The organism is Sphingomonas lycopersici (assembly GCF_026130605.1).
GTDB lineage: Bacteria > Pseudomonadota > Alphaproteobacteria > Sphingomonadales > Sphingomonadaceae > Sphingomonas > Sphingomonas lycopersici.
In genome coordinates this window covers 109,004-124,489 of record NZ_JANFAU010000013.1, presented here as the reverse complement: position 1 = coordinate 124,489, position 15,486 = coordinate 109,004, and the positions used below count along the sequence as shown (strand labels likewise).

The window sequence follows — 15,486 nt, the reverse complement described above, 5'->3', positions numbered from 1 at the left end:
CCATGCGGCGTCGCGCGTCGGTCACGATGCAAAAGCATCGCTCCCTCCTTGCTCCTAGCCTGGCGCCAAAATCCGCTCCGTCACGGCATTGCTCTGGGGAGATTTGAGCCCTATCCGCGCCGCCTTTGGCGTCTATCAGGAGAATAGCACGGGTGATCGAGCTTATCGCGCTGGACACGGTGGATCAGGCAGCGGTCGAGGCATTGCTCGACCGCGCGTTCGGCGTCGATCGCCGGCGCCGAACCGCCTATCGCCTGCGCGAAGGCACGCAGGCGATCCCCGCGCTGAGTCTCGCCGCGCTGGAAAGCGGTGCGCTGGTCGGCACGATCCAATGCTGGCCGGTGATGCTCACCGGCGACGACAACACCACGACGCCGCTCACCCTGCTCGGCCCGGTCGCGGTCGAGCCGGGGCGACAGCGCGACGGGATCGGGCGGATGCTGATGCTCGCCAGCCTCGAGGCCGCCACGCGCACCGGGCTCGATCGCGCAATCATGCTGATCGGCGACCCGGAATATTATACGCGCTTCTTCGGCTTCACCGCCGAGCGCACCGGGGCGTGGCGGCTGCCGGGGCCGGTCGAACGCCACCGCCTGCTCGCGCGCGGCGCGGATGTGCCCGCGGTGGCGGGAACGATCGGGCCGCGAGTGACGGTATTGTCCTGACCTCTCCCCTTCTTACTCCCCTCCCTGGTGAAGGGAGGGGCTGGGGGTGGGTGGGTATGAGGCGCGCGCAACGGTATCCCCCACACCAACCCACCCCCCGCCCCCTCCCTTGTTCAAGGGAGGGGAGTAGAAGGACGGGAGCTTTCCAAACCCGCGCTTAAACCCTAACGCTGCCGGAATCATGCCGATGGCGCCGCCCCCCGATTTCGAAACGCTGACGATCGCGGACATCGCGCGGCTGGCGGAGGGCGATCGGCTGCCGCCGGTCGAGCGCTGGCACCCGACGCATTGCGGCGACAGCGAGATGCGCATCGCGCGCGACGGCACCTGGTTTCATCAGGGCTCGCCGATCGGGCGGCAGGCGATGGTCCGCGCGTTCAGCCGCATCCTGCGCCGCGAGCCCGACGGCGGCTATGTTCTCGTCACCCCGGTCGAAAAGCTCGATATCACGGTGGAGGATGCGCCCTTCGTCGCGGTGGAGATGAAGGTCGACGGCGACGGGCGCGATGCGACGCTCGCCTTCCGGCTCAACACCGGCGATATCGTCACCGCCTCGGCCGAGCATCCGTTGCGCTTCGTCGAGCATGACGACGGCCCCCATCCCTATCTCCACGTCCGCGGCGGGCTGGAGGCTCTGGTGGCGCGCAGCCTCTATTACGACCTCGCCGAGCGCGCGCTGGCAGGCGACGACGAGCCGCCCGGAGTGTGGAGCGCGGGGGCCTTCTTCCCGCTGATGCCGTGAGCGATCTCGTCGAGCGGCTGCACCGCGCGCTGACCGCCGGGCTCGCCGAACAGCCCGTGCTGCTGACCGGCGACCGCGTCGATCTCGACGTCGCGCCGGAAAATTCGATGCGCCCCGCCGCGGTGCTCGTCCCCGTCACCGATCGCGACCGGCCGGGGGTGATCCTCACCCAGCGCCCCGAGACGATGCGCCGCCACGCCGGGCAGGTCGCCTTCCCGGGCGGCCGGCTCGACCCGGGCGAGGATGCGGTGACCGCGGCGCTGCGCGAGGCGGAGGAGGAAATCGCGCTTCCCCGTGACCGCGTCACGGTGATCGGCGCGGTCGATCGCTATCGCACCGTCACCGGCTTTCTCGTCACCCCGGTGGTCGCGGTGGTCCCGCCCGATCTGCCGCTGGTCGCCAATCCGGCCGAAGTGTCGGCGGTGTTCGAGGTGCCGCTCGATTTCCTGCTCGATACCGCCAACCATATCGAGGTGACGGTCGAGTGGCAGGGCCACGAACGGCATTATTATGAGATCATGTGGGACGGCCGCCGCATCTGGGGCGCCACCGCCGCGATGGTCGTCAACCTGGCACGACGATTGAGATGGACACCGTAAGGCACGACGAACCCACGCTCCCCGCCGCGCCGTGGCGCGACCAGCCGGGGCTGAAGCGGCTTGCCGACGCGCTCGGCGCGCGCGACGGCGACGCGCGTTACGTCGGCGGCGCGGTGCGCGACACTCTGCTCGGGCTCGACGTGGCGGACATCGACATCGCCACCCGCCACGCCCCCGCCGAGGTGATCGCGCGGCTCGAAGCGGGCGGGATCCGCGCCGTCCCGACCGGGATCGACCACGGCACCGTCACCGCGGTTTCCAGCGGGACGGTGGTCGAGGTCACGACCTTGCGCCGCGACGTTTCCACCGACGGCCGCCGCGCCACCGTCGCCTTCACCGACGACTGGCGCGAGGACGCCGCGCGCCGCGATTTCACGATCAACGCGCTCTATGCCGATCTGCTGACCGGGCAGGTCTATGACTGGTTCGGCGGGCTCGACGACCTCAAGGCGCGCCGCGTGCGCTTCATCGGCGATCCCTATCAGCGGATCGCCGAGGATCACCTGCGCATCCTGCGCTTCTTCCGCTTCCACGCGCGGTTCGGCGAGACGATCGATCGCGACGGGCTGACCGCCTGCACCGAACGCGCCAACGACCTGATGGCGCTGTCGCGCGAACGGATCGCGGCCGAATTGCTCAAATTGCTCGTCGCGCCCAAAGCGGTGGAGACGATCGCGTTGATGATCGAGTGCGGCATCTTCCGCCCGGTCCTGCCCGAGATCACCGACGCCGCTGCGCTCACCCGGCTCGCCGCGCACGAAGCCGCCGAGGGCGTCGCGCCCGATGCGATCCGCCGGCTCGCCGCGCTGATCGCCCCGGCGGATGCCGAAGGCGTCGGCGCGCGGCTCAAGCTCTCCAACAACGATCGCAAGCGATTGCAGGCGGCGCATGACGGACCCGGCAATGAAGGGCCGCGCGCGCTCGCCTATCGCGTCGGCCCGGCGATCGCCACCGACCGGCTGCTGCTCGTCGGCGAGAGCGTGGCTGAGCTGCGCGGCTGGGCCCCGCCGCGGCTGCCGATCGGCGGCGGCGAGATCGTCGCGCGCGGTATCGCCAAGGGACCGGAGGTCGCGCGTATCCTGCGTGCGGTGGAAAGCGAGTGGATCGCGCGCGGCTTCCCCGATGCGGCGGAGACCGGGGCGATCGCCGATCAGCTGTTGCGTTCGGAAAGCAACCGATAGGCCGCCGCCGCGTCGAGCGGCGCGGCATAAGCGAAGCCCTGGCCATAGGTGCAGCCGAGCGCGGCGAGCGTCTGCCCGACCTCGATCGTCTCGATCCCCTCGGCGACGGTTTCCATGTTGAGCGCCGCCGCGAGCCCAAGCACCGCGCGGACGATCGCCACCTTGTCGCGATCGGCGAGCATCCCGGTGACGAAGCTGCGGTCGATCTTGAGCGTGTCGATCGGCAGTTTCTGGAGATAGGCGAGGTTGGAATAGCCGGTGCCGAAATCGTCCATCGCGATCGTCGTGCCGAGCGCCTTCAGCGCATGCAGCACCCGCGCGATCCGATCGGGCTCGGAGATCAGCGCGCTTTCGGTCAGTTCGAGCCGCAACCGGTTGCCCGCCAGCCCGTGCGCGGTGAGCGCCGCCGCCACCATCGGTGCCACCGCATCGCGCTGGAGCTGGATCGCCGAGAGATTGACCGACATCGAGACGCCGCAATCGCCACCGCTCTGCAGGTCCCACGCCGCCAGTGTCCGCGCCGCCTCGTCGAGCGCCCAGCGGCCGAGCGGCAGGATCAGCCCCGATTCCTCCGCCACCGGGATGAAGATGCTCGGCGATTGCACCCGCCCCGCCTCGTCGGTCCAGCGCGCCAGCGTCTCGAAGCTGACGATCCGCCCGGTCGACAGGTCGCAGATCGGCTGGAAGTGGAGCGTCAATTGCTCCTCGGCGATCGCGCGGCGTAGCTGGGTTTCCAGCGCGAATTCCTCGCGCGCGCGCACGAAGGCGTGGTTCTGATAGGCCTCCGCCTGCCCGCTCTCCTTCGAGCGGCGGACCGCGAATTGCGCGTGGCGGATCGCGTCCTCCGCCTCGGTCACCGCATCCTCGATGAACGCGATGCCGATCGAGCAGGTGACCTGGATCTCGTAATCGCTCAGCCGGAACGGCGCGGCGAGCACCGCGCGGATCCGCTTGGCGACATGCTCGGCCTCGTCGCGGCTATCGTCGATCGACAGCAGGATGCCGAATTCGTCGCCGCCGGTGCGCGCCAGCACGTCATGCGTGCGCAGCGCCCCCTTGATGCGCCGCGCCACCGCCATCAGCAATTCGTCGCCCGCCATGCTACCGAGGCAGGCGTTGATCCGGCCGAAGCGATCGAGATCGACCACCAGCACCGCGCAGGCCGTCTCGCCCTCGGCGATCTGCGCCTCCAGCCGATCGCCGAAGCCGCCGCGGTTGGGTAGCCCGGTGAGGCTGTCGATCGTCATTTCGCGGCGCAGATTCTGCTCGGTGCGCAATTCGCCGGTATGATCGACGAACGACACGAAACAGCGCGGCTCGGCGCGATAGCCGATACGCGCCAGCGTCACCGTGAAATGCCGCCGCTCGACGGCATCGCCGATATCCCAGGCGAATTCGGCGCGCGCATCGCCCTTGGCGAGGAACGTGGCGATGCGCGGGCCGATATCCTCCAGCGTGCGATCGAGCCCGAGCCGGCGGAATATCGCGTTGGGAGTCTCGCGAATCAGCCGCTCGCCGTCGAACCCCGCGACGACCGCAGCGATCGGCAACAGTTCGAGCGCACCCTCCGCCGCGGTCAGACCCGGGGGCATGACCGGCGGAATGGCCTTTGCGATGTTGCCCCCCGTCATCATTGGCGCTTGCGATGACATACGGAGCGTTAACGACGACCTAAATTTACAAGTGTGAAGTTATCGATTCGACGCATTTTTCTGAGCCGTCAGAAGCGGTTGTCGCGGGGGAAACCGTTCGGCGGCATCCGTCCGGCGGCGCCGCGCGCGGTGCGCCACGGCGAAAGATCACTCTCGGTGCGCACCCGCCCGCTCCCACCGCCCATCGACCAGCTGAGGCCGTCGGCGTAATGGAAAGCGATCGCGTCGGAGAGCCCGCCGTCGCGATAACGCTGAAGCTGCACCCCCTGCCCGCGCGTCATCTCGGCGAGTTCGGACAGCGGGAACACCACCATCTTGCGGTTGTCGCCGATCGCCGCGACATAATCGGCATCGGCGGGGATCGGCTTGGCGAGCAGCAGTTTCGCGCCGGGGCGCGGGGTCATCACCGTCTTGCCCTTGCGCGTTTCGGCCTGCACATCCGCCGCCGACACGACGAAGCCGCGCCCGTCGCTCGCCGCGATGAGCAATTTATCGAGCTTCGCCGCGCTCATGAACGCCGCGATCCCGACATTGCCGTCGAGGTCGATCGTCGCCCGAACCGGCTCGCCGAACCCGCGCCCGCCGGGCAATTTGTCCGCCGCGAGCGTGTAGAAACGCCCGTTTTCCGCGGCGAGCAGCAATTTGTCGGTGGTCTGCGCGTGGAACGCCCAGGCCGGGCCGTCGCCCTCCTTGAACTTGAGCGTCTCGGCCGAGGCGAGATCGACATGCCCCTTCATCGCGCGAATCCAGCCGCGCTGCGACAGGATCACCGTGATCGGCTCGCGCTCGATCATCGCCTCCAGCGGGATCTCGCGCGCCGGGGCGGCTTCCTCGATCGTCGTGCGGCGGCGGCCGAGCGCGGTCTCCAGCCCGTAGCGGTCGCGGATCTTGCCGAGATCCTTCTTCATCCGCGTGCGCTGCCGCGCGTCGGAACCGAGCAAAGCCTGCAGCTCGGCCTGTTCCTTGGTCAGCGCTTCCTGTTCGCGCTTGAGCTCCATTTCCTCCAGCCGGCGCAGCGAGCGCAGCCGCATGTTGAGGATCGCTTCGGCCTGGCGGTCGGTGAGCTGGAATTCGGCGATCATCACCGGCTTGGGCTCATCCTCGGTGCGGATGATCTCGATCACCCGGTCGAGGTTGAGGAAGGCGATGATATAGCCCGCGACCAATTCGAGCCGGTCGGCGATCTTGGCGAGGCGATGCTCGGTGCGGCGGCGCAGCACGACGAACTGATGCTCGACCCACGCCTCCAGCGCTTCCTTGAGGCTCATCACCCGCGGGGTGCGCGTCTTGTCGAGCACGTTGAGGTTGAGCGGCACGCGGGTTTCGAGATCGGACAGCCGGAACAGCCCGTCCATCAGCACTTGCGGATCGACGGTGCGGCTGCGCGGCTCGAGCACCAGCCGGATCTCGGCGTCGCTCTCGTCGCGCACGTCGGCGAGGATCGGCAATTTCTTCTCGTTGATCAGCGCCGCGATCTGCTCGATCAGCTTGCCCTTGGGAACGCCATAGGGGATTTCCCCCACGACGATCTGCCACGCCCCGCCCTTCTCGCGCTCGACCGTCCAGCGGCAGCGCACGCGGAAGCCGCCGCGCCCGGTGGCATAAGCCTCGCGGATCACCGCGGCGCCGTCGACCACCAGCCCGCCGGTCGGGAAATCCGGCCCCTGGACGTGATCGAGCGGATCAGTCGCGGGATTGTCGATCAGCGCGATCGCGGCGTTGAGCAATTCGGCGGCATTGTGTGGCGGGATCGAAGTCGCCATGCCCACCGCGATCCCGCTCGCGCCATTGGCGAGCAGATTGGGGAACATGCCGGGAAACAGCTCGGGCTCCTGCTCCTCGCCATTATAGGTCGGGCGGAACGCGACCGCATCCTCGTCGAGCCCGTCCATCAGGTCGATCGCGACCTGCGTCAGCCGCGCTTCGGTGTACCGGTAAGCGGCAGCGTTATCGCCGTCGATATTGCCGAAATTGCCCTGCCCGTCGACGAGCGGATAGCGCAGCGCGAAATTCTGCGCGAGGCGAACCATCGCGTCATAGACCGACTGGTCGCCGTGCGGGTGATATTTACCGATCACGTCGCCGACGACGCGGGCGCATTTCTTGTAGCCCGCCGCGGGATCGAGCCTGAGCAGCCGCATCGCCCACAGCAAGCGGCGATGCACCGGCTTCAGCCCGTCGCGGACGTCGGGCAGCGAGCGCGCGGTGATCGTGGAGAGCGCATAAACGAGATAACGTTCGGAAAGCGCGCTGTCGAAGGGTGCATCGAGGATGCCGATCGGCGGTTCTGCAAAGTCGGTAGCCATGAAGCCGGAGGCTTTAAGGGGCGAACGGAAATTCCGCAAACGCCGAGCAAGCTCTTCCCCGTCATTCCCGCGAGGGCGGGAATCCATTCGCGCCGAGGTTGCGGCTCAAGCCGATAGGCCAGCCAGAATGGATCCCCGCCTGCGCGGGGATGACGAAGTGGCCGGGGTGACGAAAGCGATCAGGACAACGCCCCATCCGCTGCGATCTCGCGCAGCAGCCATTCGCGGAAGCGCGCGATCTTGGGCACGCGGCGGCGGTGCTCGGGGCACACCAGCCAATAGCCGAAATTGCGCGTCGAGGCCTGTTCGAACAACCGCACCAACCGCCCCTCGGCGAGATCGTTGCGCCAGAAGAACGGCGTCAGCATCGCCACCCCCTGCCCGGCCATCGCCGCATGCCCCTCATGCGCCTGCGAATCGAGCCGGACGCCGGGGCGCAGCGCGCCCTCCGGCACTTCCACCCCCGCCTCGCGCAGCCATTGGCTCCACCACGGGTCGTTCGGGCTGATCAGCGGCAGCCTGAGCAGATCGGCAGGCTCGATCCGCCCACCGCGGAGCGCGAGGAATTCGGGGCTGCACATCGGGGTGAAATCGATCCGCAGCAGCAGATCCTCCGACAATCCCTCCCAACCCCCGCGCCCGGCGCGGATCGCGACATCGACATCCTCGGCCGCGAAATCGGTCAGCAGGTCGCTGGTCAGCAGCCGCACCGCCATTTCTGGATGCGCCATCTGGAACGCGCCGAGCCGCCACACCAGCCAGGTATTGGCGAAGGTGTTCGAGGTGGAGAGCGTCAGCAGCCCCTCGTCCTCGGCGCGGATGCCCGCGAAGGCGGCATCGATCGCGTCGAACGCGCGGGTCAGCTGATGTGCGGCGCGGCGCCCCGCGTCGGTCAACAGGACGCGACGACGCTCGCGGCGGAACAGCGGTTGGCCCAGCCGCTCCTCGAGCACGCGGATCTGATAACTCACCGCCGCCTGGGTCATCCCCAGTTCCTCGGCGGCGGCGGTGAAATTCTCGTGTCGCGCAGCGGCTTCGAAGACGCGGACGGCGGCGAGCGGCGGGATGCGGCGCATCGCGAACCCATAAATCCAGCTTATCGATCATGTCGAGCGATTTGTTGGCGCTGCAGCGCACAATGAGCCATTTAGATCGGGTCAGCAGAAACGGACAGGAGGAAGAAATGCGTGACGATTTTCTGACCCAGTCCTGGGCCAATTCGCACACCTCGTTTTCGCGCGCCGTCGCCGACCTGATTCATGCGGCAAGCGTCGGTTTTGCCCGGGTTAACCGCAAGCAATTCGACGCGCCCTGGCGCAGCCGCGGGCCGCATTGCGGCTGAGCGCGGACCAGTTCCTCCCCGGCGGCGGCCCGCTCCCCCGCCTAGCCGGTCGGCCCTCTCCACTCCGCCGATCGACGCCCCGCCGGGGAGGTTCCCAGTCGACACATGAATGATAAGGTGGGCGCCATGTCGCCTTCCTACCTCACCTGGCCCGATCTCACCACGCGCCCGCGCCCCGTGCCGGATGCCACGATCGCCTACGGGCCGGATCCCTACCAGAAAATCGATCTGTGGCGCCCCGCCGGGCGCGGGCCGCATCGCGTGGTCGTGATGGTCCACGGCGGTTGCTGGGAAACCGCGATCGCCGATCGCACGCTGATGGACTGGATCGCCGACGATCTGCGCCGCGCGGGGATTGCGGTGTGGAACATCGATTATCGCGGCGTCGACCGCCACGGCGGGGGCTATCCCGGCACCTTCGCCGATGCCGCCGCGGCCGCCGACGCGCTGCTCGCGCACCGCGCCGACTATGATCTCGACACGCGCCGCATCGTCGCGCTCGGCCATTCGGCCGGCGGGCATCTCGCCTTGTGGCTCGCCGCGCGTCCACGGCTGCCGGGCGCCAGCGCGCTGCGCAGCCCCGCCCCGCTGCCGATCGCGCATGTCGTCTGCCTCGGCGGGCTGCCCGATCTGGAGGCGACCGCCGCCAGCCCGGACAATGGCTGCGGCACCGCGGTGATCCCCCGGCTCGTCGGCACCGGTCGCGCCGATCCCTATGTCGACACGTCGATCCCGCGCCTGCTTCCGATCGGCATACCGCACGATCTGGTCAACGGGCGCGAGGACCGCATCATCCCCTATCGCTTCGCCACCGATTATCTCGCGCGCGCCACCGCCGCGGGCGACAGCGTGACGCTCCACACCGTCCCCGCCACCGGCCATGTCGAACTGATCGCACCCGAAACCCCTGCCTGGGCGACCGCCAGGCAGCTCGTGCTTGCGGCGCTCGACACTCAACTCATCGACAAAAAATAACGCTTGACCGTGATATTCGATTAATCCGATGGATTAAGGACATTATCGGGAGAGCGATCATGCGACGTATTTCGATCGTCTGTGTCTGTCTCGTGCTGGCGGCATGCAGCAGGTCCGCGCCGCCGGAGGCGGAAAGCGACAGCCAGGGATCGGCGCCCGGAGTCGACGTCACCGCCGCACCCGGCGTGGCCTTCGATTATCGTTACGCCTTCCGCCTGCCCCCTGCAAAAATCGCCGGCGCGCAGGAGGCGCATGCCCAGGCCTGCGAAAAACTCGGGATCAGCCGCTGTCGCATCACCGGGATGCGCTACACGCTGACGCACGGCGACGGGGTCGAGGCGATGCTCGCCTTCAAGCTCGATCCGGCGCTCGCCCGCGCCTTCGGGCGACAGGGGATCGCGGCGATCGAGGCGGCCGAGGGTATGCTGATCGATGCCGAGATTACCGGCGCCGACGCTGGTGCGCGGATCGCCGAGCTCGGCAAGGCCGACGCAACGCTCGCCGCCGCGCGCGACAAGATCGACCGCGAACTCGCACGCAAGGATATCTCATCGGCGACGCGCGCCGAACTCGTCCGCCAACGCGGTGAACTCGACGCGCAACGCCGTGATGCGCAGCAGAAGACCGACGAACAGCGCGCCTCGCTCGCCAGTACCCCGCTGACCTTCCAATATCATTCCGGCACCGTGGTCCGTGGCTTCGGCGCGCGCACCGCGCTGGCCGAGGCGGCTGATACGGCAGGCAATTCGCTGCAATGGACGCTGGCGATTCTGCTCGGCGCGATCGCGCTGCTCGGGCCGCCGGCGATCGTGTTGCTGCTCGGCGCATTGGCGTGGCGACGCTGGCAGGACCCGCTGCGCGCGTGGTGGCGCGGCACCAGACCGTCGGCAGCCGACTGATTGCGCCCGTCTATCCCTTACCTTATATCCTCCCCCAGATTCCTGCCCCGGCCGCGCGGCATTCGCGTCGCCGGGGTCGTTTTTTTCAGGGGACCGAGCGATGGCGCGGCGGCGACAGATCTACGAAGGCAAGGCGAAGATCCTTTACGAAGGTCCCGAGCTGGGCACCTTGATCCAATATTTCAAGGACGACGCGACCGCCTTCAACGCCCAGAAAAAGGGCACGATCAACGGCAAGGGCGTGCTCAACAACCGGATCTCCGAGCATATCTTCACGCTGCTCGACCATATCGGCGTGCCGACGCACTTCATCCGGCGGCTCAACATGCGCGAGCAATTGATCCGGCAGGTCGAGATCGTCCCGATCGAGGTGATGGTGCGCAACGTCGCCGCGGGCACGCTCGCCAAGCGGCTCGGGATCGAGGAAGGCACCCGCCTGCCGCGCACGATCATCGAATATGCTTACAAGTCGGACGAGCTCGGCGATCCGATGATCAGCGACGAGCATATCGCCGCCTTCGGCTGGGCCAGCCAGGAGGAGATGCACGACATCCAGGATCTCGCGATTCGCATCAACGATTTCCTCAGCGGGCTGTTCGCCGGGGTCGGGATCCGGCTGGTCGACTTCAAGCTCGAATTCGGGCGAATCTGGGACAATGATTACGGCCGGATCATCCTGGCCGACGAGATCAGCCCGGATTGCTGCCGCTTGTGGGACATGGCTTCGGGCGAGAAGCTCGACAAGGATCGCTTCCGTCGCGATCTCGGCGGCGAGGCGGAGGCCTATCAGGAAGTCGCGCGGCGGCTCGGGCTGCTGCCCGACGGCGAGGATTCGGCGGTGCTCGACCTCGAGAGCCACCGCAAGCGGCGGGGGAAGTAGCGCCACATTCCTCGTGTCCCCGCCAAGGCGGGGACCCAGGGCCAAATAACGAAACGCTGATTGCCTTGGCCTCTGGATCCCCGCCTTCGCGGGGACACGAGGATCTTCTGACTCCCACCACCCCGGCGCAGGCCGGGGTCCAGCATCGGGTCGGCCATAACTGGGCCCCGGCCTACGCCGGGGCGGTAGCGCGGATTCGGCACGACCCGCGCTATCATTTTCAGATATTACTTCGCCGGCTGGCCGGTGCCGGGATGCGCGGCCTGTTGCTGCTTCTGCGCAGCGACCGCCGCCTTGTGCTTATAGTAATAATGCCCCGCCGCGCAGCCGGCCATTGCGCCGGCGATCGCATGATGCCCGGCATAATGCCCCGCGACGCCGCCTGCGACCGCGCCGCGGATACAGCCCTTGGCCAGCGCCGGAGACCCGCCGAGCGCCATCGCAGCGGCGGCAGCAGCGAACACGAATTTGGCTTGTTTCATTCCGGTTACTCCTGATCGGTAACGCGCTTCTGCCCTTCCCTGCCTGACGCCACCGCGTCCGCGTGATGAAAAGACGGTAATCGTCACGCCTTGCGGGGGCGGAAGATGCGATCGAGCACGATATCCGCCATATCGCCCACCGCCTCGGCGACGCGTTGCGGATCGACCGTGCCGGGCTCGCCCGGCCGGGTCGCGCGATGCGCCTCGGTCCGCTGTTTGCGCGCGGCGGCCGACGCCGCGGCGGCGGCCATCGTCAGCCCGGTGGCGATGATCTCGCGCCCCGCGGGCGAATTGGCCTTGTCGAGCAATGCCTCGCCCGCGTGCCGCAACTCCTTCGGGATTTTCAGCCCGCCGATCCGCTTCGGGATCCGCTTTGCCTTCTTGCCGTCTTTCTTCGCCATCGCCTGCCTCCAGTGTGCCATCAATATAATACACTTCGCCGCCAGTTCCAGCCATCTTGCCGCAATCGATGCACAATCCCATCTCGAAGGGACTGGAAAGCTTTGCGGAACAGAAGTAGAACCCCCATCCATGCTGACTCACATTTCCGTCCGCGGCGCGCGCGAGCACAATCTCAAGGACGTCGCGGTGGATATCCCGCGCGACACGCTGACGGTGATCACCGGGCTCTCCGGCTCGGGCAAATCGAGCCTCGCATTCGATACGATCTACGCCGAGGGGCAGCGGCGCTATGTCGAGTCGCTCTCGGCCTATGCGCGCCAGTTCCTCGAGCTGATGCAAAAGCCCGATGTCGATCATATCGAGGGACTCTCGCCGGCGATCTCGATCGAGCAGAAGACGACCAGCCGCAACCCGCGCTCGACCGTCGCCACCGTCACCGAAATCTACGATTACATGCGCTTGCTGTGGGCGCGGGTCGGCGTGCCCTATTCGCCCGTCACCGGGCTGCCGATCGCGGCGCAGACGGTGAGCCAGATGGTCGATCGCGTGATGGCGCTGCCCGAGGGGACTCGGCTCTATCTGCTCGCCCCCGTCGTACGCGGGCGCAAGGGCGAATATCGCAAGGAACTCGCCGAGTGGCAGAAAGCGGGGTTCACCCGCGTCCGCATCGACGGCGAGATGCATGAGATCGACGAGGCGCCGGCGCTCGACAAGAAATACAAGCACGATATCGAGGTGGTGGTCGATCGCCTCGTCGTGCGAGACGATATCGCGACGCGGCTCGCCGACAGTTTCGAAACCGCGCTCAAGCTGGCCGAGGGGCTGGCCTATGTCGATCTCGCCGACGGCGTGGTGCCGGGGCGCGAGGATGAGGCGGCGGCCGGCGGGCAGATGAAGAATGCCGGCATCCCCGCCAACCGCATCGTCTTCTCCGAAAAATTCGCCTGCCCCGTCAGCGGCTTCACGATCCCCGAGATCGAGCCGCGGCTGTTCTCGTTCAACGCGCCGCAGGGCGCCTGCCCGGCGTGCGACGGGCTGGGCGAGAAATTGATCTTCGACGAGGATCTCGTCGTCCCCAACCATGATCTGACGCTCAAGAAGGGCGCGATCGTGCCCTGGGCGAAATCCAACCCGCCCTCACCTTATTATATGCAGGTGCTCGGCAGCCTCGCGCGCGAATTCGGCTTCAGCCTCGAAACGCCGTGGAAGGATCTGCCCGGCGAAGTGCGGCTGATCATCCTCCACGGCACCGGCGGCAAGCCCGTCACGCTGACCTTCGTCGACGGCAAGAAGTCCTATGACGTCAAGAAGCCGTTCGAGGGGGTGATCGGCAACCTCAACCGCCGCATGCTTCAGACCGAGAGCGCGTGGATGCGCGAGGAACTGGGCAAATATCAAAGCTCGCAGCCATGCGAAGTGTGCCACGGCGCGCGGCTCAAGCCCGAGGCGCTCGCGGTGAAGGTCGCGCGCGAGGATATCAGCCATGCGACGCGCATGTCGGTGGTCGACGCGCTGGCGTGGTTCAATGCGCTTCCGGAACAGCTCAACGACCAGCAGCGCGCGATCGCCGAACGCATCCTGAAAGAGATCGTCGAGCGACTGGGCTTCCTCAACAATGTCGGGCTCGATTATCTCAACCTCGACCGGACATCGGGCACCTTATCGGGCGGCGAGAGCCAGCGCATCCGCCTCGCCAGCCAGATCGGCAGCGGGCTCTCCGGCGTGCTCTATGTGCTCGACGAGCCGTCGATCGGGCTCCACCAGCGCGACAATGACATGCTGCTCGCGACGCTGCGCCGGCTGCGCGATCTCGGCAATACCGTGCTGGTCGTCGAGCATGACGAGGATGCGATCCGTACCGCCGATTATGTCATCGACATGGGCCCCGGCGCGGGCGTCCACGGCGGCGAGATCGTCGCGCACGGCACGCTCGACGAGCTGCTCGCGTCGGACGGGTCGATCACCGCCGATTATCTCAACGGCACCCGCGCGGTGCCGGTGCCGGCGAAGCGGCGCAAGGGATCGGGCAAGAAGCTCACCGTCCACAACGCGACGGCGAACAATCTGCGCAACGTCACCGCGAGCATCCCGCTCGGCACCTTCACCTGCATCACCGGGGTGTCGGGGTCGGGCAAGTCGAGCTTCACGATCGACACGCTCTATGCCGCGGCGGCGCGGCAATTGAACGGCGCGCGCATCCTCGCCGGGCGGCATGAGAAGATCACCGGGCTCCAGCATCTCGACAAGGTGATCGACATCGATCAGTCGCCGATCGGGCGCACCCCGCGATCGAACCCGGCGACCTATACCGGCGCCTTCACCCAGATCCGCGACTGGTTCGCCGGGCTGCCCGAATCGCAGGCGCGTGGCTACAAGCCGGGGCGGTTCAGCTTCAACGTCAAGGGCGGGCGGTGCGAGGCGTGCCAGGGCGACGGGGTGCTCAAGATCGAGATGCACTTCCTCCCCGACGTCTATGTTACCTGCGACGTGTGTCACGGTGCGCGCTACAATCGCGAGACGCTGGAGGTGAAGTTCAAGGGCCTTTCGATCGCCGACGTGCTCGACATGACGGTCGAGGATGCCGCCGAATTCTTCAAGGCAGTGCCCCCGATCCGCGACAAGATGGCGATGCTGGCCGAGGTCGGGCTCGGCTATGTCAAGGTCGGGCAGCAGGCGACGACGCTCTCCGGCGGCGAGGCGCAGCGCGTCAAGCTCGCCAAGGAACTGAGCCGCCGCGCCACCGGCAACACGCTCTACATCCTCGACGAACCCACCACCGGGCTGCATTTCGAGGACGTCCGCAAATTGCTCGAAGTGCTCCACGCATTGGTCGAACAGGGCAATACGGTCGTGGTGATCGAGCATAACCTCGACGTCATCAAGACCGCCGACTGGATCATCGACCTCGGCCCCGAAGGCGGGGTGAAGGGCGGCGAGATCGTCGCCGAAGGGACACCGGAGAAGGTCGCCAGGACCAAGGGCAGCTTCACCGGCCATTATCTCGCGCCGCTGCTCGAACGCGCGCCGGCCCCCGAGCCGGAAATGGCGGAATAGGCCGCGCGCGCGGGCTCCGAACCGTTCGGGCTAAGTTTTTCGAAGGGCTGCACTTTTCGTCCGCGGAAAGAAATGCAGCTCTTCGAGAAGCTTAGGGGCGAACGGAGGATAGGCCGTTTCATTTAACGCGACGGCCGCGGCGACCCCGGCGCACAAATCCCGTCGCCTCGACGCGTTCGACTGCCTGCCAAGGTAGGTATTCAGGACAGCCCCGAACCGGGCTCCATCCTGCCGCGCGTACAGCGGCTGGAAGCTCTTGCTCCGCACCCGCCCCCCAGACGGCCCCCCGGCTCAAGGCCGGGGTGAC

Annotated in this window: 14 protein-coding genes; 9 read left to right on the top strand and 5 right to left on the bottom strand. The window is 67.3% G+C overall.

Going from position 1 to position 15,486, the window contains the following annotated elements; all coding sequences use genetic code 11:
* The first annotated feature begins 152 nt into the window (after window positions 1–152).
* The 4 genes from NED98_RS19710 to NED98_RS19695 all read left to right on the top strand — a co-directional run bounded on the left by NED98_RS19710 (window position 153) and on the right by NED98_RS19695 (window position 3,187).
* Window positions 153–665 carry a GNAT family N-acetyltransferase gene (locus tag NED98_RS19710; protein ID WP_179512239.1) on the top strand — a complete coding sequence of 171 codons (513 nt, stop codon included), beginning with the start codon at window positions 153–155 and terminating at the stop codon, window positions 663–665.
* A 181-nt stretch (window positions 666–846) separates the two neighbouring features.
* Window positions 847–1,407, top strand: a complete 561-nt coding sequence (locus tag NED98_RS19705; protein ID WP_265314143.1) for a DUF1285 domain-containing protein — start codon at window positions 847–849, stop codon at window positions 1,405–1,407.
* Entirely contained in the window at window positions 1,404–2,006 is a 603-nt protein-coding gene (locus NED98_RS19700; RefSeq protein ID WP_265314142.1) for a CoA pyrophosphatase, read from the top strand. Before NED98_RS19705 ends, NED98_RS19700 begins: the two co-directional genes overlap by 4 nt.
* Complete coding sequence (locus NED98_RS19695; protein WP_265269514.1) at window positions 1,994–3,187, top strand: CCA tRNA nucleotidyltransferase; 1,194 nt, start codon at window positions 1,994–1,996, stop codon at window positions 3,185–3,187. Before NED98_RS19700 ends, NED98_RS19695 begins: the two co-directional genes overlap by 13 nt.
* Here the strand turns inward: NED98_RS19695 and NED98_RS19690 are convergent.
* From NED98_RS19690 to gcvA, 3 genes are all read right to left on the bottom strand, one after another.
* The gene (locus NED98_RS19690; protein ID WP_432423350.1) at window positions 3,157–4,821 is read right to left on the bottom strand and encodes a putative bifunctional diguanylate cyclase/phosphodiesterase; all 1,665 of its coding nucleotides are present in this window, start codon (window positions 4,819–4,821) and stop codon (window positions 3,157–3,159) included. The two genes, NED98_RS19695 and NED98_RS19690, sit on opposite strands and share 31 nt — an antisense overlap.
* Window positions 4,822–4,907: 86 nt before the next feature.
* On the bottom strand, window positions 4,908–7,145 hold the full coding sequence (gene parC / locus NED98_RS19685) for a DNA topoisomerase IV subunit A (protein WP_265314140.1): 2,238 nt from the start codon (window positions 7,143–7,145) through the stop codon (window positions 4,908–4,910).
* 179 nt (window positions 7,146–7,324) lie between these two features.
* A complete protein-coding gene (gcvA, locus tag NED98_RS19680) occupies window positions 7,325–8,221 on the bottom strand; it encodes a transcriptional regulator GcvA (RefSeq protein ID WP_179512245.1) in 897 nt (298 codons plus the stop codon).
* 107 nt (window positions 8,222–8,328) lie between these two features.
* Between gcvA and NED98_RS19675 the strand changes: the two genes are divergently transcribed.
* The 4 genes from NED98_RS19675 (at window position 8,329) to purC (ending at window position 11,241) form a co-directional block, all read left to right on the top strand.
* Entirely contained in the window at window positions 8,329–8,487 is a 159-nt protein-coding gene (locus tag NED98_RS19675) for a hypothetical protein (protein ID WP_179512246.1), read from the top strand.
* Window positions 8,488–8,613: 126 nt separating this feature from the next.
* Window positions 8,614–9,462: an alpha/beta hydrolase gene (locus NED98_RS19670; RefSeq protein WP_265314138.1), complete on the top strand. Its 849-nt coding sequence runs from the start codon at window positions 8,614–8,616 to the stop codon at window positions 9,460–9,462.
* A gap of 59 nt (window positions 9,463–9,521) precedes the next feature.
* On the top strand, window positions 9,522–10,361 hold the full coding sequence (locus NED98_RS19665; RefSeq protein WP_265314137.1) for a hypothetical protein: 840 nt from the start codon (window positions 9,522–9,524) through the stop codon (window positions 10,359–10,361).
* 100 nt (window positions 10,362–10,461) lie between these two features.
* Window positions 10,462–11,241 carry a phosphoribosylaminoimidazolesuccinocarboxamide synthase gene (gene purC, locus NED98_RS19660; protein WP_265314136.1) on the top strand — a complete coding sequence of 260 codons (780 nt, stop codon included), beginning with the start codon at window positions 10,462–10,464 and terminating at the stop codon, window positions 11,239–11,241.
* A 227-nt stretch (window positions 11,242–11,468) separates the two neighbouring features.
* On the opposite strand, the gene NED98_RS19655 is transcribed toward purC, so the two are convergent.
* Together NED98_RS19655 and NED98_RS19650 are read right to left on the bottom strand one after the other, a co-directional pair.
* Complete coding sequence (locus NED98_RS19655; protein WP_179512250.1) at window positions 11,469–11,723, bottom strand: hypothetical protein; 255 nt, start codon at window positions 11,721–11,723, stop codon at window positions 11,469–11,471.
* Between the two features lie 83 nt (window positions 11,724–11,806).
* Window positions 11,807–12,124: a hypothetical protein gene (locus tag NED98_RS19650; RefSeq protein ID WP_265314135.1), complete on the bottom strand. Its 318-nt coding sequence runs from the start codon at window positions 12,122–12,124 to the stop codon at window positions 11,807–11,809.
* Between the two features lie 130 nt (window positions 12,125–12,254).
* On the opposite strand from NED98_RS19650, the gene uvrA reads away from it, so the two are divergent.
* On the top strand, window positions 12,255–15,179 hold the full coding sequence (gene uvrA / locus NED98_RS19645) for an excinuclease ABC subunit UvrA (RefSeq protein WP_265314134.1): 2,925 nt from the start codon (window positions 12,255–12,257) through the stop codon (window positions 15,177–15,179).
* The last annotated feature ends 307 nt before the right edge of the window (window positions 15,180–15,486 follow it).

Excerpts from the sequence above, each read along its gene's own strand:
- parC (WP_265314140.1), bottom strand. The coding sequence starts at position 7,145 with ATGGCTACCGACTTTGCAGAACCGCCGATCGGCATCCTCGATGCACCC.
- NED98_RS19675 (WP_179512246.1), top strand. The coding sequence starts at position 8,329 with ATGCGTGACGATTTTCTGACCCAGTCCTGGGCCAATTCGCACACCTCG.
- NED98_RS19705 (WP_265314143.1), top strand. The coding sequence starts at position 847 with ATGCCGATGGCGCCGCCCCCCGATTTCGAAACGCTGACGATCGCGGAC.
- NED98_RS19690 (WP_432423350.1), bottom strand. The coding sequence starts at position 4,821 with ATGATGACGGGGGGCAACATCGCAAAGGCCATTCCGCCGGTCATGCCC.
- purC (WP_265314136.1), top strand. The coding sequence starts at position 10,462 with ATGGCGCGGCGGCGACAGATCTACGAAGGCAAGGCGAAGATCCTTTAC.
- uvrA (WP_265314134.1), top strand. The coding sequence starts at position 12,255 with ATGCTGACTCACATTTCCGTCCGCGGCGCGCGCGAGCACAATCTCAAG.
- gcvA (WP_179512245.1), bottom strand. The coding sequence starts at position 8,221 with ATGCGCCGCATCCCGCCGCTCGCCGCCGTCCGCGTCTTCGAAGCCGCT.
- NED98_RS19650 (WP_265314135.1), bottom strand. The coding sequence starts at position 12,124 with ATGGCGAAGAAAGACGGCAAGAAGGCAAAGCGGATCCCGAAGCGGATC.
- NED98_RS19695 (WP_265269514.1), top strand. The coding sequence starts at position 1,994 with ATGGACACCGTAAGGCACGACGAACCCACGCTCCCCGCCGCGCCGTGG.
- NED98_RS19665 (WP_265314137.1), top strand. The coding sequence starts at position 9,522 with ATGCGACGTATTTCGATCGTCTGTGTCTGTCTCGTGCTGGCGGCATGC.
- NED98_RS19670 (WP_265314138.1), top strand. The coding sequence starts at position 8,614 with ATGTCGCCTTCCTACCTCACCTGGCCCGATCTCACCACGCGCCCGCGC.
- NED98_RS19655 (WP_179512250.1), bottom strand. The coding sequence starts at position 11,723 with ATGAAACAAGCCAAATTCGTGTTCGCTGCTGCCGCCGCTGCGATGGCG.